Consider the following 24,513-nt stretch of genomic DNA (forward strand, 5'->3'; position numbering starts at 1 on the left):
ATACCGTTATGTCCAAGTGAACATGACGCACGTTTCACTTGCTCCTGCAGAGCAGGCCCCGGTCGAGGGCGATTCCGACCCCTCGCCCCCGGCCGGGCCCCATTCCCGCGCGGCGGGCCGCCACGCCGGCCGCGTACGTTAGTAGACACCCATGCCAACCGGATGTCGGCATGGTCCAGGCAAGGGCTGACCAGACATGCAGCAGTTGACCGACCCCTTCGGCCGTTCCATCAACTACCTGCGGCTGTCCGTGACGGACCGCTGCGACCTGCGCTGTTTCTACTGCATGCCCGAGGGCTTCAAGGACTTCGAGGTCCCCGAGCACTGGCTGACCCCCGACGAGATCGAGCGCCTGGTGGGCGTGATGGCCGACATGGGCCTCTCGCATGTCCGCATCACCGGTGGCGAGCCCCTGGTAAGAAAGGGCATCGAGGACATCGTCGGCCGCGTCGCCTCCATGCCCGGCATCCAGGACGTGTCGCTGTCGACCAACGCCACGCGCATGAACAAGATGGCCGAGACGTTGCGCCAGGCGGGGGCCAACCGCATCAACGTCAGTCTGGATACCCTCGACCCCGAGCGCTTCAAGTCGATTACCAAGGGCAAGGTGGACAAGGTCCTCGACGGGTTGGCCGCGGCCAAGGCTGCTGGCTTCGATCCGATCAAGATCAACGCCGTGGTGATGAAGGGGCTCAACGAGTACGACGTCGAGGACCTGCTCGACTACTGCATCGACAACGGCTTTACCTTGCGCATGATCGAGACCATGCCGATGGGCGAGACCGGCCGCGACGCGATCGATCACTACGTCAGCCTGCAGGACGTCAAAAAGCGCCTAAAGGCGAAGTACGACCTGATCCCGGCGGTCAACTCGGTCACCGGCGCCGGCCCGGCGCGCTACCTGCAGGTGGCGGGTACCGACACCATGGTCGGTTTCATTACCCCGATGTCCGAGCATTTCTGTGAGACATGCAACCGCGTGCGCCTGGGCTGCGACGGCACCATGTACATGTGCCTGGGCCAGGAAGAGAGCTTCCCCTTCCGCCCGCTGTTGCGAAAGGGCATCCCCGACGACGAGCTCAAGGAGGCCTTGATGCACGCGATCGCGCTCAAGCCCGAACGCCACGAGTTCACGGAAAAGCCCGAGAAGGTGATCCGCTTCATGTCGATGACCGGCGGCTGATCGCCGAGCCACGCCACCGAGACCTTCCTTAAGGCCGCCCATCGGGCGGCCTTTCTCGTGGTGGGTGCCGACCCGGCTGCCCTGGCTGCCTTGGGCCGGCCAATGACCTATGCTGTTGCCATGTCCCGGCGGCAGACGCCGTCCATTGCCGGATGGGAAAGGGGAGTCCCCATGCAGGTTGCGTTTCCAGCACGTCCATCTCGCGTTGCCTTGCGTCGGCTGGCATGGCCGCTGTTCATCCTTGTCGGGTTGATCTGGCTGGCGGCGGCCGCGGCCCAGCAAGGGGCACGCGAGGCCGTGCTGCTGACGGTGCAGGACGCGATCACGCCGGCGACCGCCGACTACGTGATCCGCGGCATCGAATCGGCCGAAGAGCGCCGTGCCGAACTGGTCGTGTTGCAGCTCGACACCCCCGGCGGGCTTGATTCCAGCATGCGGTCGATGATCCAGGCCATCCTGCAGGCCGATGTCCCGGTGGCAAGCTACGTCCACCCGGCCGGGGCGCGCGCCGCCAGTGCCGGCACCTACATCCTCTACGGCTCGCACATCGCGGCGATGACCCCGTCGACCAACCTCGGTTCGGCCACGCCCGTGCAGATGGGCGGAGGGGGGCTGCCCGGCATGACGCCGCCCGAGGAGGGCGGCGACGAGGAAGCCAGAGAGCCCGAATCGGCCAGCGAAGGAACGGCGGACGAGCCACGTCGCGGTGGCGATGCCATGGAGCGCAAGGTGCTCGAGGACGCGGTGGCCTACATCCGCGGGTTGGCCGAACGGCACGATCGGAACGCCGACTGGGCCGAGTCGGCGGTGCGCGAGGGGTTCAACCTTGGCGCACGCGAGGCCCTCGAGCTGAACGTCATCGACGTGGTGGCCGAGGATCTCTCGGACCTGCTGGGCCAGCTCGAGGGCCGCGAGGTGGTAGTCAACGGGGCGAGCCGAACCCTGTCGACCGACGGTATCGAGGTGGCCCGCCAGGACCCGGACTGGCGGACCAAGCTGCTGGCGGTGATCACCAACCCCAACATCGCGTATATCCTGCTGTTGATCGGGATCTACGGCATTATCTTCGAGCTGGCCAATCCTGGTGCGATCGTGCCCGGCACGATCGGCTCGATCGCCCTTATCCTGGCCTTCTTCGCCCTGCAGGTCATGCCCTTGAACTACGCGGGCCTGGCGCTGATCCTGCTCGGTATCATCTTCATGATTGCCGAGGCCTTCGTGCCCAGTTTCGGCGCACTCGGCATCGGCGGTCTGGCCGCCTTCACCGCAGGATCCATCATGCTCTGGGACGACCCCAACCTGAACGTGGCACTCCCCCTGATCATCGGCGTGGCGATCGCGATCGCCGGCTTCTCGATCTGGGTGCTGGGACGGTTTCTCGACGTGCGCCGCAAAAAACCGGCGACCGGTTACGAGGAGATGATCGGCATGCAGGGCATCGCCAAGGAAGATTTCGAGCGTACGGGGCGCGTGTTCGTTCACAGCGAACTGTGGACGGCCGACAGTCGTCACCCGGTACGAGCTGGCCAGGCCGTGCGGGTGGTGGCGATTGACGGCCTGCGCCTGACCGTCGAACCGATTGAGTAGACACGCCATTGCAAGGGCCGTTTGGGCCCATGGAGGGAAGACAGATGCTGGGCAATTTCGGATTTCTGATCGTGCCGCTGATCGTGCTGGTCGCGATCGTCGCGATGTCGCTGCGGGTGTTGCGCGAGTACGAGCGTGGCGTGGTGTTCTTCCTGGGGCGGTTCCAGCGGGTGAAGGGCCCGGGCCTGATCATCGTCATCCCGGTGATCCAGCAGATGGTCAAGGTGGACCTGCGGATCATCACCCTCGACGTGCCCAGCCAGGACGTGATCTCGCAGGACAACGTCACCGTGCGGGTCAACGCGGTGCTCTACTTCCGCGTGGTCGACCCCGAGCGGGCCGTGATCCAGGTGGAGAACTACTACGCGGCGACCAGCCAGCTCGCCCAGACCACCCTGCGCTCGGTGCTCGGCAAGCACGATCTCGACGAGATGCTCTCCGAGCGCGACAAGCTCAACAACGACATCCAGGGCATCCTCGACCAGCAGACCGATGCCTGGGGCATCAAGGTGGCCAACGTCGAGATCAAGCACGTCGACCTGGACGAGTCGATGATCCGCGCGATCGCCCGCCAGGCCGAGGCCGAGCGTGAGCGGCGCGCCAAGATCATCCATGCCGAGGGCGAGCTGCAGGCCGCCGAGAAGCTGGTCCAGGCCGCCGACATGATGAAGGACAGCCCGGCGGCCCTGCAGCTGCGCTACCTGCAGACCATGGCGGACATGTCCACCAACGGCAAGACCAGCTCGGTGTTCTTCCCGCTGCCGATCGAGCTGACCAACGCTTTCCAGGAACTCACCGGCCACTTCACGCAGAAGCGCCCCGACGCCTGATTGCCGGGCTCCCCGCCAAGGGGGACAGACACGTTGACGGCCCGATCATCCAAGCGGTGATCGGGCCGTTTTCATGTGACCGCACTGTTGCGCTGGGTGCGGGTTACGGGTGACCTTCCGCCTGCGCCTCGGCGCGCTCGAGGATGCCGCGGTACCGTCGGCCCAGCCGGACGAGCACGGCCATCCAGGCCAGGCAGATCGCGACCACCACCCAGGCCAGGTGGGCGGCCTCCAGCGGCCACGGCAGCCATTGGGTCAGTAGCAGGATCAACAGCGAGCCGGCCACCTTGAACAGGCGGTAGCCGAACATGTCGATCCAGGCCTTGGCGCGGAACATCAGCAGGGGCGCGATCGGCACGTAGAGGAGTTCCTTGGAGGCGCGGTTGATCGAGTAGGACAGCCCGCGGTCGGCGATCTTGAGAAACGCGCCGGCCTGCAACGTGACCTGCGAGAGGTACCAGAGGCTGCCGAACAGCACCGCTATCGGCTGGACGAACAGGCCGCCGAGCACCCCCAGCCAACGGTGAACCAGGGGCGTGATCAGCAGGTTGATGCCGATCGCCACGGCGCTGAGCACGCCGAAGAAGGCGCCGAGGTAGGCGGTGCGCGCGTCGCGATCGGTGATGGTCGCCTCGACCACCTTCATGAACTGGTATTCGATGATCGGCTCGGCGATCTGCGCCAGGAGCAGGATCAGCGCGATCAGGGCGAGGTAGCGATGGCGCAGGATGGCCCGCCAGTCACCGGTCGACGGGCCCTCGTGGTTGCTCACCCCGGGCTTCTCCCGGTACAGGCCGTAGCGCCCCATCAGCAGGGTCAGTCCGACGATCAGGCCGATGATGGCCGCGGCGATCGGCAGCAGGTCCATGGTCTCGAGCCCCGCCCGGCTGATCCAGGCACTCGAGGCCATGCCGCCGGCGACGCCGCCCACCAGCCCGCCGGTGGCGATGAAGCCATACCAGCGCTTGCCCTCCCGGGTGGAGAAGATCGTGTTGGTCAGGCTCCAGAACTGCTCGACCAGGATCACGCTGACCATGTCGACGAACACGTAGAAGGCGAACGCCGCGGCGAAGCCGCTGCCGTTGAGAAACGGGTAGAAGCCGATCAGCACCGCGATCACCAGCGCGCAGGTGCCCAGGACCACGTGGATGCGCGAGTAATGCGCGATCAGGCGGTGATACAGGCCGATGGTCAGGGCCAGGGCCGTGGCCGTGGCGATCCAGACGTAGGGCAGGGCGTCGGCACCCAGGGCGCTCAGGAACAGTGATCGGCTGGCGGGCTTGAGGTGGTAGACCGCGGCGATGATCAGGAAGAAATTGGTGAACAGCAGCACCCGCCGCAGCAGCCACGGGTGGCGTGAGCCGAAGCCGGGGCCGGTCGGTCCTGGCGGGCGGGTTTCGGTTCCGGTCAGTCGAGTCACCTTGCTTCCTTCAACGAGACTATCTCCATGACTTTACGGCATTTATGGGGTATGGTTCGGAGCAATTTGATTTTGCGTCCGGCCGTTGCCGGGCCTGGAGGTGGCCATGTGGCGTCGTTTGGCGATGGTAATTGTTTTCTGGTCGGTCGGGGCGGGCCTCGGTCAGGCGGCCCTGCCGGCGGATGCCGTCGCCCTGCGCGATGCCGCTGACCCCGCGCTCCAGGCGCGCCTGGAAGAGCGGCTCGAGGCCCTGCACCTGGGCGGGTCGGTCGAGGCCGGCCAGCTTTCCATCGCCCTGGTCGACGTCACGAACCCCGACCGACCGCGACTGGCCCAGGTCAACGGCGATGCCATGCTCTACGCGGCCAGCCTGCCCAAGATCGCCATCCTGCTGGCGGCCTTCCAGCGGATCGACGAGGGGGCGATCGCGCTCGACGACGAGACACGCGACCTGATGACCCGCATGATCCGCAATTCGTCGAACACGGCCGCGACCGAGATGATCCGCCGCGTGGGGCGCGATTACATCAACGACCTGCTGCGCTCGCCCCGCTACCGCCTCTACGACGAGTCGCTCAACGGCGGCCTGTGGGTCGGCAAGGAATACGGCCGAGGCACGGCCTACCAGCGCGACCCGCTGCATCATCTCTCCCATGGGGCGACGGCCTTCCAGGTGGCACGGTTCTACTACCTGCTCGAGACCGGCCAGCTGGTCTCGCCGCAGTCCTCGCGCGAGATGAAGCGGATCCTGGGCGACCCCGCCATCTCGCACAAGTTCGTCGGTGGCCTGCTCGGCGAGGTGCCGGAGGCGCAGATCTATCGCAAGTCCGGCACCTGGCGCGACTGGCATGCCGACAGTGCCATCGTCGAGCACGACGGCCGGACCTACATCGCCGTCGGGCTGGCGCAGAATCCCAGTGGCGGCGAGTGGCTCAAGCGCCTGATCGTCGAGCTCGACGGCCTGATCATGGACGCACCGATCCGCACCGCCGGCCTGGACCCGCGCCTGGACACAGCGGCCGGTCAATAGCTCACTCCCCGGCCTGCAGCAGACGGTGCAGGCGGGTGGCGAACGTCTGGTGGGCCACCGCCGAGTTCACGTTGAGCACGTTGGAGGTCATCGTCACCAGGTAGACCCGTTCCGGGTCGCCGGCCGGGTGCTCGACGATCGCCACCGAGTGCATGTAGTTGTAGACGTTGCCGCGGTACTTGCCGCAATCTGGATTCGCCTCCCGGTCGCACTTGTAGAGCGAACCGGACTTGAAGTAGACCGCCGCCTCGCTGAGTGCCGGTGACGAGGCGTAGCGAATGCGCCGCTGCGTCATGTACAGCAGGCGTTTCAGTTCCCGGCTCGACCACTCGTCGACCAGCTCCCCCTTTTCCATCTTCACCAGTAGTCGCATCAGCTCCCGGGTGGTGCTTAGGCTGTTGGTGCCCGAGACCCGTGCCTTGCCGCCGCTGGTGAAGAACGCCCCCTGGCGCAGCTGCTCGGTGTCCAGCCCGTTGCGCGCGATCGGATCGACCAGTGCCTCGAGCAGGATGTCGCGCCGTTCGGCCGGTGGGCGGTCGAACAGCTCCGCCTCGCGCTCGACCGGCACCGGGTAGTCCTCGCCGAAGTGGTGAAGCAGCATCAACTCCTTCATTACGGCGCTGGCCGCGGCGTTCGAGCTGGCCGACAGGGCCCAGTCGAGGTAGGTCCAGAGATTCGCGGTATCGCCGACCCGCAGCGGGCGACGCGTGAAACGTTTCCTTTCCCCGTCCCAGAACGGCACCGTGTGACTGTCCCACTGGATGAACGCGTCGGCGGTGACCGTCGTCTCGCGCAGCAGGCGCTCGCGCGCCTCGATGTCCTCGGGATGACGGTCGGCGATCGCCTGCAAGAGGGCCGTGACCAGCATGACCTTGCCGACGCTGCCGGGCGTGCGTTTGGTCAGGCCGTTGTGCTCGGCGTAGCGCGGCCGGTCCGGGTCGCTGATCTCGAGCACGCTGACGCTGTAGCGGGAGGCCTCGGCCCCGAGCAGGTCGACCACCCGGCGGGTCAGCCCGGGGTCGCTGGCGGGCAGCTCGAAGCCCGGCCGGTCGGCCAGGCGCAGTTGGATCTGGTCGCGATCGAGCAGGGCCCCGGGTGGCAGGCGGTTGCCCGCGATCTCGCCCTGGCTCGCAAGGCGATAGCCTTCCAGGCGCTCGATGCCGGTCTGATCGGCGGCATCGATGGGGTAGGCCTGCGCGGCACCGCCAACGGCCAGGCCGGCGAGCAGTGCTGCCAGGCCGATGGCTGCCGTGGGTTTGGCGGGTGTGCGGATGGTGTTCATGTCTCGAGCATAGGCCAGTGAAACCGGTTCCGGCCGCGTGTCGTGTTATCGCCGTGGTGGGCGCGCTAGATCGACCGATTCGCCCGCGGTATCGAGGATCGGCCGGTCCAGCGCAACCAGGTAGGCATCGGCGCGGGCACGCCGGTTTTCCACCAACGGGCGGATCTGGAACAGGGCCAGTCGACCGTCGACGAAACCGAACTCGATGTCGGCCACCGGGTGCTGGCCGGTCGCATCGGTCGCCAGCAATCCGCGTGCCTCGACGTCATCGGCCAGGGCGCGCAGCCGGTCGATCTCCGCCGACGAGAGCAGGGTCGACGGCCCCTCGGCGGCGAGTCGCTGGATGCCGCCCCCCGGGCGCGGGGCCAGCCGGGTGGGGGCGGTGGCCTGGCTGAGCAGGCGCACGGCGCCGCTGTCCCGGTGGACGTGCAATTCCTCGGCTGCCTGCCCGTCGACCGCGCCACCTAGCCCCTCGCTGGCCGCGATGCTCAGCCACTGCCGGTCGCCGGTGTCGAGGTCGGCGGTGACCAGCACGCCCGACTTGTCCACCGGTACCGTCGCCTGCAGCAGGACGGCCGGGTAGACGTGTTCCGGCGTCTGCATGTGGGCCTGGCGCCAGGCGTGGGCGCGCTCGGTGAACGGCGAGGCCCACACCTCGCGGATGGCGTCGATGATGGCCTCGAAGCCGACCACGTTGGCCACGGTGCGATTGAGTCCCGCGCCGGTGAACCCGGGCAGGTCCTCGACGTTGGTGTCGCTGCGCACGAACACGCCGGCGGTGTCCGCCGAGCCGAAGCTCTCGATCAGCCGCTCGCGCAACCGCTCGCGGAAATCGCCGGGCAACTCGGCCGTCGCGAGCCAGCGACGCATGCGCTCGAGCACCTCGGCGGTGGCGCGTTCGCGCGCTGCGACGTCCTCGATCTGGCGCAGTTGCCGGTATTCGCCGGCCAGCCAGTCGAGGGTGCTGGGCCCGTCGGGTTCGATCGGCTGCTCGATCAGCTCGCGAAAGACACCGAACGGGATCGCCAGCCCGGCACTGACCTGTTCGGGATAGTGGTGTGCCAGCTCGCCGAGGTTGGCCGCCTTCGGGCCCACCTGCCGGCCGGAGTCGTCGGCACGCAAGTCGTGCAGGCGGCGCAGGGCGGTGGCGTCGAGGTCGAGCTTGTCCCAGTCGGGCTCGATCGGCGGGTCCGTCGCGGGTTCGCCGTCGCCCGCTATCGGTTGCCATCGGGGACCGTCGAGTGCCAGCTGCACGCGCCCGCCCGGGCTGACGGCCAGCACCACCCGGTCGCCGACATGATCCTCGATGCGATCGACCAGGTCGTCCTCGACCACCACATTGGGAATGCCGAGGTTGCGCGCGAGCAGTTGGACGTGCGAGAGCGAGTTGCCTTCGCCGCGGGTGAGGATGCCGGCGACCGGCGGCAGCGTGGCGGTGGTCTCGGGGAGGAGATAGATGCCTTGACGGTCGAACGGTTCGCCATCGGCCGGGGGGAGGTGCAGCACGCCGCGGGCCAGGCCCGGATTGAGCGGGCGCAGCCCGGTGGCGAGCGACGCCCCGAACAGACGATGTCGGGTATCGGTCAGTCGGCCGGCATCGTCGCGCAGGCCGTCGAGCAGGCGGCTGTAGAAAAGCAACGGGCTGTCGCGCAGGCGATCCGGGGTGAAGTGCCTGACCATTGGCGTCAGGTCGGCCCACCGCTCGATGGCACGATCGAAATGAAAGCCGAGCGCGCGCTGTGCCCAGCCGGGGACGCGGGCGAGGTACGCCAGTTCGGTGGCGTATCGCGAGGCGGGTGGCGATGGCCCCTCGAGCAGTCCGTCGATCGCGGTGGCCAGATGCCGCCATTGGCGTGCCGACAGCAGGCCCGCGCCGTACAGGCTTTCGCCCAGGGCGCGGAGCCACGTCAGCTGCTCGCGGCGGCTGGCGGCCGTGTCCGCCGTGTCCGCGTTACGTTCGACCAGCCGGCTGGCGACTGCGAAGCCTTCCTGTTCCAGGGCGAGGCTCGCCTGAAGTAGGCGCAGGGTTGCCGCCGGCGAACGGGTGTTCGTCTCGATGCGTTCGCGCAGGGCGCCCGCGATCCGGCCGGTTTCGGCCAGCCGATCGGTCAGGGAGGCGCTGTGCTCGAGTCGGTCCGCCGCCTCGAGCAGTACGCCGCGCAGCCGGTCGTCCGGGGCGTGTTCGCCCAGGGCGCGCAGGCGTTCGACCGCGGCTCGCGGCGCGTAGAGCGTCTCGAGCGCCCCGGCGAGCTCGGCCAGTGGGGCGTCGAGTGCCGGGTCGCGGTTGGCTTTCGCGTAGTCGCGCACGCGCTGGATGTCGCCGGCATCCGGCATGCCGTGGAGCTTGATGCGCAGCTCCTGGAAGCCCGGGTCGGCCTCGGCGACCTCGATGGCAAGGTCCCGGGCGCGGGTGGCCGCGGGGTGGTCGCCATCGACCGGCAGCAGGCGCACGGCCTCGCGCAGCAGCAGGAACCGGTCGGGCGCTTGCCACCAGGGATCGTCGGCCAGGGCCAGCAACAGCTCGCGCGACTGGCGGGTCTCGTCCTCGAGCTGGATCGCGCCGCGGTAGTAGCGCGCGCGGCGGAAGACCCAGCCGTCGTCGGCGCGCACCAGGAAGCGCTCGATCAGGATCTGACGGAGCCGTTCATGTTGCCCGTCGGGGCCGAGATAGTCGGCCGGCTCGAGTTCGGCGAGCAGCGTGGCGAGCGGGTATCCCTGGGCGCGGATGGCCTGCGTGCGCTCGCTCCACTCGCCGTGCTGGATGCCGCCGCCGTGAGCCCGGCAGGCAAAGGGTTGGGGCGGCAGGATCGTGCCGTCCTCGCAGAACCAGCGAATCCGCGTGAAGGGGCCGCGCGGGGCGGCCTTCATCGCCTCGATCCAGTCGCGCATTTCCGCCAGGCTCGGCGCGGCCGCCGCCTCGTCGGCGCGGGGCGCCTGGCCGGGGATCATGGAGCCGAGGAGCAACAAGGCCAGCGCGACCACCGCGGCGCGGAGGGGCGCGCGACGGGGGCGTCTCGCCGGGGCGAGTGTCGAGGTGACAAGGCCGGACATGATTGCGGGGCTCCTCCGTGCCGGGGCGTGGTCGCCGGGCGTTCTGTTCGCCCTCACGACCAGTCTAGCCGGGTTGATCCGGTTCGATGGCAGGCGATGGCCGGCAACGACATCGGGGGAACGTTGGGGCGAGGGGTGTGTCTCACCGCCTGATTCGGTAGGATGCGAACCGTTTCGCCGAAGGGACGATCAAGGACGCTCGGAATTCCCCGACCCGCATGCCGCCAGCCGACCCATTGACCGGAGTTCCCTGATCCATGACCAACCGCGAGATACTCACCAGCGATGCCATCAAGTTCGCCCTCGACTGGCTCGAGCACAATCCGGTCGAGATCGAGCCCTTGAAGACTGCCCTGGCCGAGCGGATGGCCCACTGGGAGCACGCCCAGGGGGTGCCGAAGCTCCAGCGCGAGGCCATCATCCAGACAGCCGCCTCGCGGGCGGTGCGCCAGCACATCGAGAAGTTGAAGTCGCGCACCAGCTGGTGGCAGCGCGCTTGATCCGGCGTGCCGCGCGCCTGAATGCAGAAAGGCCCGACGTGCGTCGGGCCTTTCTCGTTTCGGGGTGAGGGTCGTGGTTCAGAAGGCCTGGTCGAGCAGCTCGGTGAACGCGGTCCAGGACTGCTGGTCGGCGCGTTCCTGGTAGGCCCCGGTGCCGAACACGGTGAAGGCATGCGGGGCGCCCGAGTAGACCTCGATGGTGTAGGTCGCCCCGACGTCCTCGAGCTCGCCGGAAAGCGTGGCCACGTCGTTCATCGAGATCATCGAGTCGGCCCCGCCATGGGCGATCAGGATCGGTGCGCCCGGATCGGACCAGCTCTGGCCTTCCGGCGTGCCGAGGCCGCCGTGGAAGGTGGCGAAACCGCGCGCCTGGTCGACCAGGCCGTTGCGTGCGGCCTCGAGGACCACCGCGCCGCCGAAGCAGTAGCCCATCACGACGGTCTCCTCGGCCACGCCCTGCTGGCGGGCGAATTCCAGCCCGGCGCGCGTGAGCGTCTGCATGCGCTCGCGATCCTGGTAGAGACGCTGGGTTTCCGCCTTCTTCGCGCCGGTCTCCTGGGGACGGTTGCCCTCGCCGTAGAGGTCGACGGCGAAGGCATCGAAGCCCATCGCCGCGATCATGTCGGCGCGCTGGCGTTCGTAGTCGTCGATGCCGTCCCAGTCGTGGATGACCAGCACCGTGCCGCGCGACTCGCCCTCGGCCGGCGAGAGGTAGCCCTCGAAGGTCTCGTTGCCGACCTCGTAGCCGATGTCCTCGCCGCTGGGTTCCCAGCTGCCGCCGTGGTTGTCGGCCAGGGCAGGGCCCTGAGCGGCCAGGCCGGCGGCGAGCAGGCTCGCCGGCAGCAGGGAGAGGGTCTTTCGAGTCATTTGCGTGGTTTTCATGGGGCTCCTCCAGTGGGGTCAGGGCGTCACCGCCCGGAGTATAGGCAGCCCCGTCGCGCCACGCCGGCTCAATCCTCGGGGAGCAGCTTTTGCGCCCGCGCCATGGCGTAGGCGGTCTTCGGCCCGGTCCACAGCGACGGCAGCAGGATCAGCGACACCGGGATGGCGGTGATGACGATGAACTGCTGGAGCACGCTGATCTGCCCCGAGCCCATGTAGAGGAGCATGGCGGCCATCACGGCCATCACGCCGCCCCAGAAGGCGCGGATCAGCGGGTGGGGGGCATCGTGCCCCGAACCGACCATGGCGATCGAGTAGCTCATGGAGTCGCCGGTGGTGGCGACGAAGATCAGGGTGAGCAGCAGGATCGCCGCGGCCATCCAGGTGCCGCCCGGCAGGGCCTGGGCGACGGTGAGCGTGGCCACGTCGAACTGGAAGTTGTTCAGGGGTTCGGCCAGGTCGAACACGCCGTTCAACTGGTAGTGGATGCCCGAGCCGCCCAGCAGGGTGAACCAGATGGTCGTGGCGATCGGTGCCATCACGGCGACCGCGAGGATCATCTGGCGGATGGTGCGCCCGCGCGAGATGCGCGCGACGAACACCGCCATCAGCGGCGCGTAGCCGATGAACCAGGCGAAGAAGAACACGGTCCACCACTGCATCCACCAGCCCGGTGCGGTCTCGGCGGTCATGGTGGCCATGGTGAAGAACGAGGAGACGTAGGTGCCCATGCCCTGTACGTAGGCGTTGGCCAGGAACAGGGTCGGACCGAAGATGAAGATCACCGCGCCGATCGCGATCGCGAGCAGCACGTTGAAGCGACTGAGCCACTGGATGCCGCGGTGCACGCCGGTGACCGCCGAGGTGATGTAGATCACGCCCAGGAAGGCGAGGATGCCCAGCTGGGTGGCGAAGGTCGCCGGCACACCGAACAGCTCGGACAGGCCGAAGCTCAACTGCGTGGCGAGAAAGCCGATCGGCCCGACGGTACCGGCGACCACCGCGATCACACAGAACGAGTCGACCACGCCGCCGAACCAGCCGCGCATGATGCGCTCGCCGAAGACCGGGTAGAGCAGGGTGCGCGGGCGCAGCGGCTGGCCCTTGATGTAGTGCGCGTAGGCCAGCACCACGGCCGTCAGGGAACCCAGCACCGCCCAGGCGAGAAAGCCCCAATGCATGAACGATTGCGCCAGCGCGCCGGCGACCGCCTCGGCCGTGCCCGCCTCGGTGTCGAAGGCCGGTGGGGTGACCAGGAAGTGGTAGACCGGCTCGCCCGCGGCGAAGAACACCCCGCCTCCGGCCAGCAGGGTGCACATGATGATCGAGAGCCACTTGAACGTGCTCATCTCGGGCCGTTCCAGGTCACCCACCGTTGCCCGGGCGGCCGGCGAGAGCGCGACCCCGATGCCGATGAAGAAGGTCAGTAGCAGGAAGGCCTGGAAGTAGGAGCCCAGCACCCGTGCCGTCCAGGCAAAGCCGGTGCCGATGCCGTCGGCTACCCGGTCCATGTCCCAGAGGGACAGGCCGATGAAGGCGATCACGAAACCGATGGTCAGGACCAGGACCAGCGGGTCGCCGAACCGGGCCAGGCCGGTTTCGGCGGTCGTTTCGTTGCTGGGGCGGGAAGGCGAGGTCTGGCTCATGGGGAAGTCCCTCGTGGTGACGGACGTCCCACGGGGGCGGGTCGTCCGTGACCGAGTGAATGTGAATCCGCGTAAATCCCCGCGACCTTAGCATGCGTGGCCGCGAATGCGCTGCTGCCGGGCCCGAATCGGGTCAGGCGGCCTGCGTGCCGCGTTCGACTTCGTCGAGCAGGCTCACGATCCGGTCGGATAGCCGGTCGACCGCGGTCAGTTCCCGCTCGGCCTGCGCCTTGTCGCCGTTGCGGTCGAGGTCGATGATCTGCTTGACCTTCTGGTGGAGCTGCCAGTGCGGTTCCTCGATCGCGGCCATGGCGGGCAGATCGCCGTACTTGCGCTTGCCCTGGCCGAAGTACCAGCGGCCCAGCTGGCAATCGTGGTCGGAGGCGATGTTGTCGGCATCCAGGGCGTCGTGGTCACCGGCGAGATACGCGCGCAGGCGGGTCTTCCAGGCCAGGTGGGCGGCGCGGGCCGAGGCGAAGTCGAAGGTCGCGCTGGCGTCGGTATTGAACTGGGCCAGCAGTGCCTGCAGGTCGGCGGCCATGGCCGAGAGCGCCTGGCCGGCGTCGGCGACCTCGCGGCTGTTCTCGGTGGTTTCCTCGGTCTCGCCGGAGATCGAGGTGATGTTGCGGCTCATTTCCTCGGCCACCGCGCTCTGCTGTTCGGTGGCGGTGGCGATCTGCGTGCTCATCTGGCTGATCTCGTCGACCGCCTCGGTGATCGAGTCGAGCGCGCGGTCGGTGGCACCGGCCTGCTGTTCGACCTCGTCCATGCGCCCGCGTCCCTGCTCGACGCTGTCGACCGCCGACTGGATGCCCTGGCGCAACGTCTCGATCATTTCGCGGATCTCGCCCGCCGAGTCCTGTGTCTTGCTGGCCAGCGAGCGCACCTCCTCGGCGACCACGGCAAAGCCGCGACCGTGTTCGCCGGCACGGGCCGCCTCGATGGCGGCGTTGAGCGCGAGCAGGTTGGTCTGGTCGGCGATGCCGCCGATCACCTGGATGATGCTGTCGATCCGGTCACCGTGCTCGCGCAGCGACTCGATCGACTCGGCCGTGCGCTCGAACTGGCCGGAGAGTTCCTCGACGGCCGCGTGGGTGCGCCGCACCTGTTCCTTGCCGCCGTGGGCCTCGCGGTCGGCCCGCTCGACCGTCTCCGCGGTGCGCGCGGCACTGTGGGCGACTTCCTCGACCGTCTGCGCCATCTCGTTCATGGCCGTGGCGACCTGTTCGACCTCGCGGGTCTGCTGGTCCATGCGCTGCGAGGTCTGCGCGCCGGTGGCGGAGAGCTGGTCGGCCGAGGCGGTCAGCGACAGCGCCGACTCCGTGAACTGGCCGAACACGGTGCTCAGGCGCGCCTGCAACAACTTGGCCGACTGGTTGATCCGGCCGATCTCGTTCTCGCCGCTGACGTGAATGGGCTGGCGCAGCTTGCCGCCGGCGATGCGCCGCAGGATGGTGCTGGTCTGGGCCAGCGGGCGGAAGACACCACGCCAGAGCAGCAGTCCCAGCCCGACGGTGAGCAACAGCTCGATTACCGGCAGGGAGGAGACCAAGGCGTCATTCATCCAGTCGGGGGCCAGCAGCTCGTTGAGCTGGACCAGTCCCAGCAGGCCCAGCACGACCAGCGTGACGTGAAACAGGCTCAGGTCGGCCAGTCGCCGCTTTTTCGGCAGCGATTCGACCTTTTTCTCGTTCATCCAGCGGTAGCAGGCCTCGGCCTTGGCGATAGCCGCTTCGCTGGGCTTGGTGCGGATCGACTGGTAGCCGACGATCTCGTCGCCCGCGTAGACCGGCGTGACGTAGGCATCCACCCAGTAGTGATCGCCGTTCTTGCAGCGATTCTTGACCAGTTGATGCCAGACGCGTCCGGCCTTGATGGTCTGCCAGAGGTCCTTGAAGGCGGCCGGGGGCATGTCCGGGTGGCGGATGAGGTTGTGCGGTCGGCCGATGAGCTCGTCCCAGGCGTAGCCGCTGACCTTGATGAAGTCCTGGTTGACGTAGGTGATCTGCCCCTTGAGGTCCGTGGTCGAGATCAGTTGCATGTCCGCGGGGTAGTCGACGTTGTGCTGGGTGACCGGGAGATTGACCTTCATGGTGTTGCGTTCCCTCCGTGGCGACTGGTTTCACGAAATGAGTCGGCGGGGTAAAACGGCGCGAGCCCGCGGCTGGCTTCCTCGGCGCCGATCGATGCCCGACCAAATCCCTTGGTTTTGTGTGGTTTTTATCGACGCGAGCGACCGTAGGTCAGCTTGTTCGTATATGCCAATAAACAGATTTTGTGCAGCCTGCGGTGCGCTGATGGTTCGATCGGCTCAGACGGGGCGGTCACCCTCGGACGGGGCGGCTTTTCGGGCCGTTCGGGCGGCCACGCGGATTGACAGGATGGGCGCCGCTCCTTACTGTTTGTACCCTTTGCCCGAGCTCGGCCCATCAGCAGGCCGGGCCGCGTTTCGTCCACCCTTCCAAGACGCATCAGAATCCAAGTGAACGAACATTTCGCCCGCATCAAGCGACTGCCGCCCTACGTCTTCAATATCATTGGTGAGCTCAAGGCGAAGGCGCGTGCCGCCGGCGAGGACATCGTCGATTTCGGCATGGGCAATCCCGACCAGCCGACACCGCCGCATATCGTCGAAAAGATGGTCGAGGCCACCCGGCGCGGTGACACGCATCGCTACTCGCAGTCCAAGGGGATCCCGCGCCTGCGCCGGGCGATCGCCAACTGGTACAAGACCCGTTACGAGGTGGAGATCGACCCCGAGTCCGAGGCCATCGTCACCATCGGCTCGAAGGAGGGCCTCGGCCACCTCGCCATGGCGACCATGTCGGCCGGGGATACCGTGCTGGTGCCCAACCCGGCCTACCCGATCCATCCCTACGGGTCGGTGATCGCGGATGCCGATATCCGCCACGTGCGCCTGACCCCGGACGTCGACTTCTTCGAGGAGCTCACCCGGGCGATCAAGGAGACCTGGCCCAAGCCGAAGATGCTGATCCTCAACTTCCCGGCGAACCCCACCACGCAGTGCGTGGACCTGGAGTTCTTCGAGAAGGTGGTCGAGATCTGCCGCGAGGCGGGCATCTGGGTGGTGCACGATCTGGCCTATGCCGACATCGTCTTCGACGGGTACAAGGCGCCGTCGATCATGCAGGTGCCGGGCGCCAAGGACGTGGCGGTCGAGTTCTTCACCCTGTCGAAGAGCTACAACATGCCTGGCTGGCGCGTGGGCTTCATGGTGGGCAACCCGACGCTGGTCAACGCGCTGGCTCGGATCAAGTCGTACTTCGATTACGGCACCTTCACGCCGATCCAGGTGGCGTCGATCCTCGCGCTCGAGGGCGACCAGACCTGCGTCGACGAGATCTGCGACATGTACCGCCGACGCCGCGACGTGCTCTGCGAGGGCCTGAACGCGGCCGGCTGGCCGGTCGAGCCGCCCAAGGCGACCATGTTCGTCTGGGCCAAGATCCCCGAGGCCTTCGCCCACATGGGGTCGCTGGAATTCACCAAGCTCCTGCTGGCCGAGGCCAAGGTGGCCGTCTCGCCGGGCATCGGCTTCGGCGATTACGGCGATGATCACGTGCGTTTCTCCCTGATCGAGAACGAACACCGCACCCGGCAGGCGATCCGTGGCATCAAGGCGATGTTCCGTGCCCACGGAGTGCCCGTGCCGTCGGAGGGAGGACAATGAGCGACATGCAGACGAATCAGTACGAGGAATTGCCGCCGGTGCGCATCGGCCTGTTGGGCCTGGGCACCGTCGGCGGCGGCGTGGTCAATGTGCTGACCCGCAACGCCGAGGAGATCGCCCGCCGCGCCGGCCGTCGCATCGAGGTGGTGCACGCCTCGGCGCGCAATCTCGACGCCCCGCGCATTTGCCCGCTTGAGGGCATCCTGCTGACGACCGACCCGATGGAAGTGGTCGAGAACCCGGAAGTGGACGTGGTGGTCGAGCTGATCGGCGGCATGAAGCCCGCCGGCGACCTGATGCGCCGCGCGCTCGAGCTGGGCAAGCCGGTGGTCACCGCCAACAAGGCACTGATCGCCCACGAGGGCATGGAGCTGTTCGAGCTGGCGCAGCGCCACCACACCATGGTCGCCTTCGAGGCGGCCGTCGCCGGTGGCATCCCGATCATCAAGGCGATCCGCGAGGGCCTGGCGGGCAACCGCATCGAGTGGCTGGCCGGCATCATCAACGGCACCGGCAACTACATCCTCACCGCCATGCGCGACGAGGGGCGGGCGTTCGCCGAGGTGCTCGCCGAGGCCCAGTACCTGGGCTACGCCGAAGCCGACCCCACCTTCGACGTCGAGGGGATCGATGCGGCCCACAAGCTGACCATCCTCGCCGCGATCGCCTTCGGCATGCCGCTCAAGTTCGACGAGGTCTACACCGAGGGCATCTCGGGCATCGAGACCGACGACGTGCGCTACGCCGGCGAGTTCGGCTACCAGGTCAAGCACTTGGGGATAGCGCGCCAGCGCGACGACGGCGTCGAGCTGCGCGTCCACCCCACGCTGATCCCCGAGCGTCGCCTGCTGGCGAACGTCGACGGCGTGCAGAACGCCGTGCTGGTCTGGGGCGACTCGGTCGGTCCGACCATGTACTACGGCGCCGGGGCCGGGGCCGAGCCGACCGCCTCGGCGGTGGTCGCCGATCTGGTCGACGTGGTGCGCACGCTTACCGCCGATCCGACCCACCGCGTGCCGCACTTGGCCGTCGTGCCGGACCAGATCAGCGACATGACGGTCGTGCCGATGGACTCGATCGCCACGGCCTACTACCTGCGCTTTGCCGTCGAGGACAAGCGCGGCGTGCTCGCCAAGATCGCCCAGATCCTGGCCGACCACGAGGTCTCCATCGAGGCGATGATGCAGAAGGAGATGACCGAGGACGAGCGCACGCTGCCGATCGTCATGCTCACCCACCAGGTGCGCGAGAAGGACATGGACGATGCGCTCGCCGAGATCGAGGCGCTGGACACCGTCCGGGCCCCGGTCGTGCGCATGCGCGTGGAGACCCTCGACGGTTGACGCGTTGACCGAGCTGCTGCAACCCGGCACGTGCATCGAGGCGCTGGCATCCCTGCCCGCGCCTTTTGACCGTCTGGCCTTCGTCGACATCGAGACCACCGGCACGCGGCCGACACGGGACCGGATCACCGAGGTCGCGATCATTCCGGTCGACCACGGCGTGGTCGGCGAGCCCTTCCAGAGCCTGGTCGATCCGGGTGTGGCGATCCCGCCGACCATCACCCGCCTGACCGGCATCAGCGACGACACGGTGGCGGGCGCCCCGGTGTTCGCCCGCCTGGTCGACGAGCTGCGCGAGCTGCTCGACGGCCGCTGGCTGGTCGCCCACAACGCCCGCTTCGACGCCGGCTTCCTGCGCAATGCCTTTCGTGCCGCCGGCCAGGTGGTCCCGCTGCGCGAGCTGTGCACGGTCAAGCTCTCGCGTCGCCTCGACCGGGGCGAGCGCCGTCACAACCTCGATGCCCTGATCACCCGTCATGCCTTGCCCGTGGGCGACCGTCACCGGGCCATGGGCGACTGCCTGGCCCTGCCGGCCCTGCTGGCCCGCTTTGTCGAGCGCGACGGCGTGGAGGCGGTACTCGAGGCGCTCGGCCGGCAGCACAAGCGCGCCAGCACGCCGCCCAACCTCGACCCCGCCCGCTTGGACGCGGTGCCTGCCGTGCCGGGGGTCTATCGATTCTTCGGCGAGGAGGGGGCGCTCCTTTACGTGGGCAAGAGCGTCAACTTGCGTTCACGGGTGCGCTCGCATTTTGCTGACGACCACCGCAGCGACCGCGAGATGCGCATCGCGCAGCAGACCCATCACATCGACTGGATCGAGACCGCCGGGGAGATCGGGGCATTGCTCACCGAGGCGTGGCTGGTCAAGCGCGAGCAGCCGATCTTCAACCGCCGCCTGCGCGCGCGTCGTGGCCTGTTGGCCTGGTACTGGGACGACGAGTCCGGCGAGCCGCCGCGCCTGGTGCAGGTCGACGAGGTCGACCCCGCGGACCTGGGGCGGGTGCATGGCGTGTTCCGCTCGCGGATGAAGGCGCGCGAACGTCTGGGCGAGCTGGCCAAGGAATACCGGCTCTGTCCGCAGTTTCTCGAGCTGGAGAACGGGGCGGGGCGCGCCTGCTTTGCCCACCAGATCGGGCAGTGTGGCGGCCTGTGCGCCGGGCGCGAGCCCGAGCTCGCGCACCGGCTGCGTCTGAAGCAGGCCCTGGGCCCGCTTGCCTTCGAGGCCTGGCCCTATCCCGGGGCGATGGCGATCCGCGAGACGCGCGAGGAGAGGGAGGAGCGCCACCTGTTCCGCCACTGGCGCTATCTCGGCACGGCCCGCACGGACGCCGACGTGGCCGAGTTGCTGGCCGCCGGCGACGATCACCCGCTGGACATCGACATGTACCGCCTGGCGGTGGATGCCATCCGCGGTGGGGCGAAGGTCGAGCCGGTGGAGTGAGTCGGGCGAGCCAATCGGTTCGGTCGATGGGAAGACCGACGCGATTCGCGGCTAAAGCCGCTCCCACGGTTTCCCGTCACTGGTGTAGGAGCGGCTTTAGCCGCGAAATCTCCAACGGCACCCCGATGTCACCTCATCTCAACGGCGTAGGGGCCAGACGCCGATCAGCCCATCACCCCAACCGCTCGGCGATCTGCGGCCCGAACGGCGCATCGCATTTGAGGCGTACGCAGTGGCGCGCCTCGTCGGGGCCGAGTGACTCGAGCTTCTGCAGCTGATGCTGCAGTACCTGCTCGTCGGCCTCCGAGATGTCGCCGCCGTGTGCCTGGCGCTCGCGCAGGTACTCGAGCAATTGCTCGTTGTCGCACTCGATGAACAGGATGGTGTAGGGCACGCCGAGCTCGTCGGCCAATGACTCGAACTGCGCGCGCCGGGCGCGTTCCAGGAAGGTCGCGTCGATGGCCATCGGCCAGCCGCTCGATGCGCCCAACCGGGCGATCTCCGCCAGCCGATGGTAGGTGCTGTCGCTCGCCATCTGGGTGTAGCGCTCGGCCGGATCGGTGAACATCCGCTGGCGCTCGGCATCCGAGCGTACCCGGATCGCGCCGCGGGCGAGCACCAGTTCGCGGCTGGCCAGCGATTTGCCGCTGCCGCTCACGCCCATGGTGATGAACAGCTCGCCTTGGGCCGGGGTGAAGAAGGCGTTGGCGAGATCGGCGTAGTCGCGAAAGTCCTGCCAGGCCGCCTCGCGTTCCTCGTCGGGCATGCCGTCGCGCAGGCCGAGCAGGGCGATCTTGGCGCGCACCGCGGCGCGGTAGCCCTGGTAGAAGCGCAGGGTCGGCAGCGCCTCGTAGTCCCCGCTGAGTTCCAGGTAGCGGTTGAGCAGTTGGCGGGCGGGGCCGATCAGCTTGCGCTTGTGCAGGTCCATCAGCGCAAAGGCGAGATCGTTGGCCGTGTCGGTCCAGCGGAAATCGTCATTGAACTCGATGCCGTCGAAGATGGTCACAACCCCGTCCTGCAGGGCCATGTTGGCCAGGTGCATGTCGCCGTGGCACTCGCGGATGTGCCCCTGGCGCTTGCGTTGCTCGAGGGTGGGGCGGATGGCCTCGAAGGCCGCGCGCGACAGGCGCTCCATCTCGGCCAGTCGCTCGCGATCGGCATCGGTCTCCAACAGGGGGGCGGTCTGCTCGAGGTTCTGCTGCATGGGCGCCCAGACGGTGTCCGGCTCGCCGAAGTGCGTTTCGGCGGCGGCCACCTCGGCCTTGGCGTGGAAGGCGGCGATCTGGCTGGCGATCTGCTCGACCAGCGCCTCGTCCAACCCGATGCGCCGGGCGACGTGGTCGAGCCGGTCGGCCTGGTCGAAACGCCGCATGCGGATGACGAATTCCTCGGCACCGTCGTCGGCCTCGATCAGCTTGCCGTCGGCGTCCAGACCCAGCACCTTGTCGTAGAGCTCCGGGGCCAGACGGGCGTTGAGGCGCAGCTCCTCCTCGCAGAAGTGGCGACGGCGGTCGAGGCTGGAGAAATCCAGAAAACCGAAGTTCATCGGCTTCTTGACCTTGTAGGCCCAGGGGCCGGTCAGGAACACGTGCGAGATATGGGTCTGTAGGTGCTCGAGGGAGGAATCGCTCTCGGCGAGGTTCTCCTTGAACCGTTCGATCAGTCGCTCTTGCGGGTGCTCGGCCATGGGCGCTCCTGGTTGGGTCGAATCGGGAAAGCAGGCGGGGCGACCGGCGAGCGGCAAACCGCCGGGGCGGCGGTCACTCGCCCGTCGTCCGGGCTGATAGACTGGCGTTTCGGGAACCGCTACACGAATGCCATGCCACTCTGGCCTGTAGAGCCGTTCGTGACAAGGCGACGCAACGCCGATCACGGGCGGCTCGACAGGCCCCGCCGGGCGCGCCTTGAGTCGGGCATCGGCTGCGTTGTCGTCCTTGGAAAGGGAGCGACCCTTCCGCGGCGGACGAACGCCTTGCATCTGCCCGGCTCAAGACGCGCTTCAGCGGCATGGCATTCGTGCAGAGGTTCCCTTGACCGCGCCACATCGCGGTCGGACTTATTTTCAAAAGTGTAACAGCGTGGGTTGAACGTGGCATCCAGAAAGGGCAGTGGCAGCACCAAGGCGAATAGCACCGCAAAGGGGGGCGCCCGGGGCAGCAAGGCGCGCGGTAGCCGGTCGCGCCGGACGACGGCGGGCAAGACCACGAACCGGCGTCAGGCGGCGCGGGGCACGCGCCAGGGGCGCCCGAATCGGGGCTGGCGTGCGCGGCTGTTCGGCTGGGCGCTGCGTGGCGTGCTACTGGCGGCGGCCATCGGTCTGCCGCTGCTGGCCGCCTGGGGTTGGTACCTCAACGAGCGGGTCACCGAGCGGTTCGAGGGTGCGCTGTTCACCATGCCCGCGACCGTCTACGCCGCCCCCGACGAGATCTACGTCGGTCAGTCGATCGACCTCGACAGCCTGACCGCCGCGCTCGAGCGGCTCAACTACGTCGCCGCCGACTCGCTCGAGGAGACCGGCACCTTCCGCCGCCGCGGCAACCAGGTCTCGTTCCACCGGCGGTCGTTCGCCTTCCCGGACGGCGAGCAACCCTCGCGCCGGGTGGACGTGCGAATCGTCGGCGGACAGGTGACCGAACTCGACGGCCCGGACGGCGAGTCGCTCGGCATCGTCCGACTCGAGCCGCGCTCCATCGGGACACTCTATCCGAACCGGGCCGAGGACCGGGTGCTGCTCGCGATCGAGGAGGTCAAGGAGGAGGCGCCCCTGCTGCTCGACACGCTGCTGGCCGTCGAGGACCGCGCCTTCCACGACCACCACGGTGTCGTGCCCACCGCCATCCTGCGCGCCTTCCTGACCAACCTGGTCTCCGGCGAGCGGGTGCAGGGCGGCAGCACGATCACCCAGCAGCTCGCCAAGAACCTCTTCCTCACCCACGAGCGCACCTACCGGCGCAAGTTCGCCGAGATGATCATGGCGCTGGAGATGGAGTGGCACTACCCCAAGGACAAGATCCTCGAGGCCTACCTCAACGAGGTCTACCTCGGCCAGGACGGCGGGCGAGCCATCCACGGCTTCGGTCTGGCGGCGAGCTTCTACTTCGGCCGGCCCATCAACGAACTCAAGCCCGAGCAGGTCGCCCTGCTGGTGGGCATGGTCAAGGGCGCCAACTACTACAACCCGCGCCGCAATCCCGAGCGGGCGCTGGCCCGGCGCAACGTCGTCATCGACGTGATGATCGAGCTGGGCCTGGTCGACCAGACCACCGGTGCCGAATGGCAGGGGCGGCCGCTGGGCGTGCTCGATGGAGCCGGGTCGCGGGCGCGGCACCCGGCCTTCGTCGACCTGGTGCGGCGCCAGCTCGTCGAGCAATACGACCCCGAGGACCTGCAGACGCGCGGGCTGAATATCTTCACCACCCTGCGTCCACGGGTGCAGGAGGCGCTCGAGCAGAGCACGGCCCGGCTCGACGAGGTCGAGGCCAGTCGCGGGCTCGAGGGCGGAACCCTGGAGACCGCCGGGGTGATCGCCTCGGTGAGCACCGGCGAGATCGAGGCGATGATCGGCGGGCGTGACGTGCATTACGAGGGCTACGACCGCGCGCTGGATGCCCGCCGGCAGATCGGCTCGCTGATCAAGCCGGCGATCTACCTGACCGCGCTCTCGCGACCGGCCGAGTACAACCTGATCACCGAGATCGCCGACGAGCCGATCACCGTCGAGCAGCGCGGCTCGGAGGACTGGGAGCCGCAGAACTACGGGCGCGATTTCCGCGGCCCGACGCCGTTGATCGAGGCACTGGCGCATTCGCGCAACGTGCCCAGCGTGCGGCTGGGGATGGACGTTGGCCTGGACTCGGTCGCCGAGACGATCGAGCGCCTCGGCGGCCCGCGACCGTCGCCGTTCTACCCCTCGATGTTGCTCGGCTCGATGGGCATGACGCCCTTCGAGGTCGCCCAGATGTACCAGACGCTCTCGGCCGACGGCTTCATGACGCCGCTGCGCGCGATCCGCAGCGTGGTCGATCGCGACGGCAAGCCGCTGTCGCGCTACTCGCTCGACGTGCGTCGCGCCGCCGACCGCGAGCCGCTCTACCTGCTGCAGTACGGCCTGCAGACGGTGGTAGCCGAGGGGACCTCCACGCGGCTCAACCAGATGATCCCGCCCTCGGTGGGCGTGGCGGGCAAGACCGGCACCACCAACGACGGGCGTGATGCCTGGTTCGCCGGGTTCACCGGCAACCGGGTCGGCGTGATCTGGGTCGGGCGGGACGACGACCGGCCGGCCAACCTGACCGGCTCGACCGCGGCCCTGCCGCTGTGGGGCGCGACCTTCGCGACGCTCGACAACCAGCCACGCGACATGACCCCGCCACGCGGCATACGCTTCGCCCGGGTGGACCCCGAGCGCGAATTCGTGGTGCCGGATCGTTGTCCCGGCGAGGCCCTGCCGTTCATTGCCTCCCACCTGCCCGACGCGGCGACCGATTGCGATGGTGGCCGGGGCGGTCGTGACGACGATGCCGGCACGATCTGGGACTGGTTTCGGTGAATGGCCGAGCCGGGATGCCTGGCCGGTTCGCGTGAGGGCGTCTCCCCGCGCCCGGCCTTGCCGGGTTACGATGACCCA

General features: G+C 68.1%; 16 protein-coding genes. 9 read left to right on the forward strand and 7 right to left on the reverse strand.

What is annotated here, in order from left to right; genetic code table 11:
• Positions 1 to 196: 196 nt before the first annotated feature.
• The 3 genes from moaA (at position 197) to FAZ79_RS02175 (ending at position 3,600) form a co-directional block, all read left to right on the forward strand.
• Positions 197 to 1,183 (forward strand): GTP 3',8-cyclase MoaA, encoded by a 987-nt coding sequence (moaA, locus tag FAZ79_RS02165; RefSeq protein ID WP_136866276.1) that lies wholly within the window; start codon positions 197 to 199, stop codon positions 1,181 to 1,183.
• 171 nt (positions 1,184 to 1,354) lie between these two features.
• Complete coding sequence (locus FAZ79_RS02170; RefSeq protein ID WP_136866277.1) at positions 1,355 to 2,770, forward strand: nodulation protein NfeD; 1,416 nt, start codon at positions 1,355 to 1,357, stop codon at positions 2,768 to 2,770.
• A 47-nt stretch (positions 2,771 to 2,817) separates the two neighbouring features.
• Positions 2,818 to 3,600 carry a slipin family protein gene (locus FAZ79_RS02175; protein WP_136866346.1) on the forward strand — a complete coding sequence of 261 codons (783 nt, stop codon included), beginning with the start codon at positions 2,818 to 2,820 and terminating at the stop codon, positions 3,598 to 3,600.
• A 103-nt stretch (positions 3,601 to 3,703) separates the two neighbouring features.
• On the opposite strand, the gene FAZ79_RS02180 is transcribed toward FAZ79_RS02175, so the two are convergent.
• Positions 3,704 to 5,020, reverse strand: a complete 1,317-nt coding sequence (locus FAZ79_RS02180) for an Npt1/Npt2 family nucleotide transporter (protein ID WP_136866278.1) — start codon at positions 5,018 to 5,020, stop codon at positions 3,704 to 3,706.
• A 106-nt stretch (positions 5,021 to 5,126) separates the two neighbouring features.
• Between FAZ79_RS02180 and FAZ79_RS02185 the strand changes: the two genes are divergently transcribed.
• Positions 5,127 to 6,050: a serine hydrolase gene (locus FAZ79_RS02185; RefSeq protein WP_136866279.1), complete on the forward strand. Its 924-nt coding sequence runs from the start codon at positions 5,127 to 5,129 to the stop codon at positions 6,048 to 6,050.
• Between the two features lies 1 nt (position 6,051).
• On the opposite strand, the gene FAZ79_RS02190 is transcribed toward FAZ79_RS02185, so the two are convergent.
• Positions 6,052 to 7,332 (reverse strand): serine hydrolase, encoded by a 1,281-nt coding sequence (locus FAZ79_RS02190; RefSeq protein WP_247709467.1) that lies wholly within the window; start codon positions 7,330 to 7,332, stop codon positions 6,052 to 6,054.
• Between the two features lie 45 nt (positions 7,333 to 7,377).
• Positions 7,378 to 10,383: a PEP/pyruvate-binding domain-containing protein gene (locus tag FAZ79_RS02195; RefSeq protein ID WP_136866280.1), complete on the reverse strand. Its 3,006-nt coding sequence runs from the start codon at positions 10,381 to 10,383 to the stop codon at positions 7,378 to 7,380.
• Between the two features lie 257 nt (positions 10,384 to 10,640).
• Here FAZ79_RS02195 and FAZ79_RS02200 point away from each other — a divergent pair, with 257 nt between their 5' ends.
• Positions 10,641 to 10,883: a hypothetical protein gene (locus FAZ79_RS02200; protein ID WP_136866281.1), complete on the forward strand. Its 243-nt coding sequence runs from the start codon at positions 10,641 to 10,643 to the stop codon at positions 10,881 to 10,883.
• A 78-nt stretch (positions 10,884 to 10,961) separates the two neighbouring features.
• On the opposite strand, the gene FAZ79_RS02205 is transcribed toward FAZ79_RS02200, so the two are convergent.
• From FAZ79_RS02205 to FAZ79_RS02215, 3 genes are all read right to left on the reverse strand, one after another.
• Positions 10,962 to 11,765: a dienelactone hydrolase family protein gene (locus FAZ79_RS02205; RefSeq protein ID WP_197039105.1), complete on the reverse strand. Its 804-nt coding sequence runs from the start codon at positions 11,763 to 11,765 to the stop codon at positions 10,962 to 10,964.
• Positions 11,766 to 11,833: 68 nt separating this feature from the next.
• The gene (locus tag FAZ79_RS02210; RefSeq protein ID WP_136866282.1) at positions 11,834 to 13,411 is read right to left on the reverse strand and encodes a BCCT family transporter; all 1,578 of its coding nucleotides are present in this window, start codon (positions 13,409 to 13,411) and stop codon (positions 11,834 to 11,836) included.
• Positions 13,412 to 13,544: 133 nt separating this feature from the next.
• Complete coding sequence (locus FAZ79_RS02215) at positions 13,545 to 15,503, reverse strand: methyl-accepting chemotaxis protein (RefSeq protein WP_136866283.1); 1,959 nt, start codon at positions 15,501 to 15,503, stop codon at positions 13,545 to 13,547.
• Positions 15,504 to 15,893: 390 nt separating this feature from the next.
• Here FAZ79_RS02215 and alaC point away from each other — a divergent pair, with 390 nt between their 5' ends.
• From alaC to FAZ79_RS02230, 3 genes are read left to right on the forward strand one after another with little or no spacing between them, the layout of a single operon-like run.
• Positions 15,894 to 17,102, forward strand: coding sequence for an alanine transaminase (alaC, locus tag FAZ79_RS02220; RefSeq protein ID WP_136866284.1), 1,209 nt, complete (start codon positions 15,894 to 15,896; stop codon positions 17,100 to 17,102).
• A 29-nt stretch (positions 17,103 to 17,131) separates the two neighbouring features.
• Positions 17,132 to 18,445 carry a homoserine dehydrogenase gene (locus tag FAZ79_RS02225; RefSeq protein ID WP_136866349.1) on the forward strand — a complete coding sequence of 438 codons (1,314 nt, stop codon included), beginning with the start codon at positions 17,132 to 17,134 and terminating at the stop codon, positions 18,443 to 18,445.
• A 4-nt stretch (positions 18,446 to 18,449) separates the two neighbouring features.
• The gene (locus FAZ79_RS02230) at positions 18,450 to 19,886 is read left to right on the forward strand and encodes an exonuclease domain-containing protein (RefSeq protein ID WP_169303530.1); all 1,437 of its coding nucleotides are present in this window, start codon (positions 18,450 to 18,452) and stop codon (positions 19,884 to 19,886) included.
• A 172-nt stretch (positions 19,887 to 20,058) separates the two neighbouring features.
• Here the strand turns inward: FAZ79_RS02230 and FAZ79_RS02235 are convergent, their stop codons facing one another.
• On the reverse strand, positions 20,059 to 21,573 hold the full coding sequence (locus tag FAZ79_RS02235) for a bifunctional aminoglycoside phosphotransferase/ATP-binding protein (RefSeq protein ID WP_169303531.1): 1,515 nt from the start codon (positions 21,571 to 21,573) through the stop codon (positions 20,059 to 20,061).
• 402 nt (positions 21,574 to 21,975) lie between these two features.
• On the opposite strand from FAZ79_RS02235, the gene mrcB reads away from it, so the two are divergent.
• The gene (mrcB, locus tag FAZ79_RS02240) at positions 21,976 to 24,435 is read left to right on the forward strand and encodes a penicillin-binding protein 1B (RefSeq protein WP_169303532.1); all 2,460 of its coding nucleotides are present in this window, start codon (positions 21,976 to 21,978) and stop codon (positions 24,433 to 24,435) included.
• Positions 24,436 to 24,513: the final 78 nt, after the last annotated feature.

Source organism: Guyparkeria sp. SB14A (assembly GCF_005096345.1).
GTDB classification, from domain to species: domain Bacteria; phylum Pseudomonadota; class Gammaproteobacteria; order Halothiobacillales; family Halothiobacillaceae; genus Guyparkeria; species Guyparkeria hydrothermalis.

Bases quoted from the DNA above. Each gene is read 5' to 3' on its own strand.
- moaA (WP_136866276.1), top strand. From the start codon at position 197: ATGCAGCAGTTGACCGACCCCTTCGGCCGTTCCATCAACTACCTGCGG.
- FAZ79_RS02170 (WP_136866277.1), top strand. From the start codon at position 1,355: ATGCAGGTTGCGTTTCCAGCACGTCCATCTCGCGTTGCCTTGCGTCGG.
- FAZ79_RS02185 (WP_136866279.1), top strand. From the start codon at position 5,127: ATGTGGCGTCGTTTGGCGATGGTAATTGTTTTCTGGTCGGTCGGGGCG.
- FAZ79_RS02190 (WP_247709467.1), bottom strand. From the start codon at position 7,332: ATGAACACCATCCGCACACCCGCCAAACCCACGGCAGCCATCGGCCTG.
- FAZ79_RS02195 (WP_136866280.1), bottom strand. From the start codon at position 10,383: ATGTCCGGCCTTGTCACCTCGACACTCGCCCCGGCGAGACGCCCCCGT.
- FAZ79_RS02200 (WP_136866281.1), top strand. From the start codon at position 10,641: ATGACCAACCGCGAGATACTCACCAGCGATGCCATCAAGTTCGCCCTC.
- FAZ79_RS02205 (WP_197039105.1), bottom strand. From the start codon at position 11,765: ATGAAAACCACGCAAATGACTCGAAAGACCCTCTCCCTGCTGCCGGCG.
- FAZ79_RS02210 (WP_136866282.1), bottom strand. From the start codon at position 13,411: ATGAGCCAGACCTCGCCTTCCCGCCCCAGCAACGAAACGACCGCCGAA.
- FAZ79_RS02215 (WP_136866283.1), bottom strand. From the start codon at position 15,503: ATGAAGGTCAATCTCCCGGTCACCCAGCACAACGTCGACTACCCCGCG.
- FAZ79_RS02235 (WP_169303531.1), bottom strand. From the start codon at position 21,573: ATGGCCGAGCACCCGCAAGAGCGACTGATCGAACGGTTCAAGGAGAAC.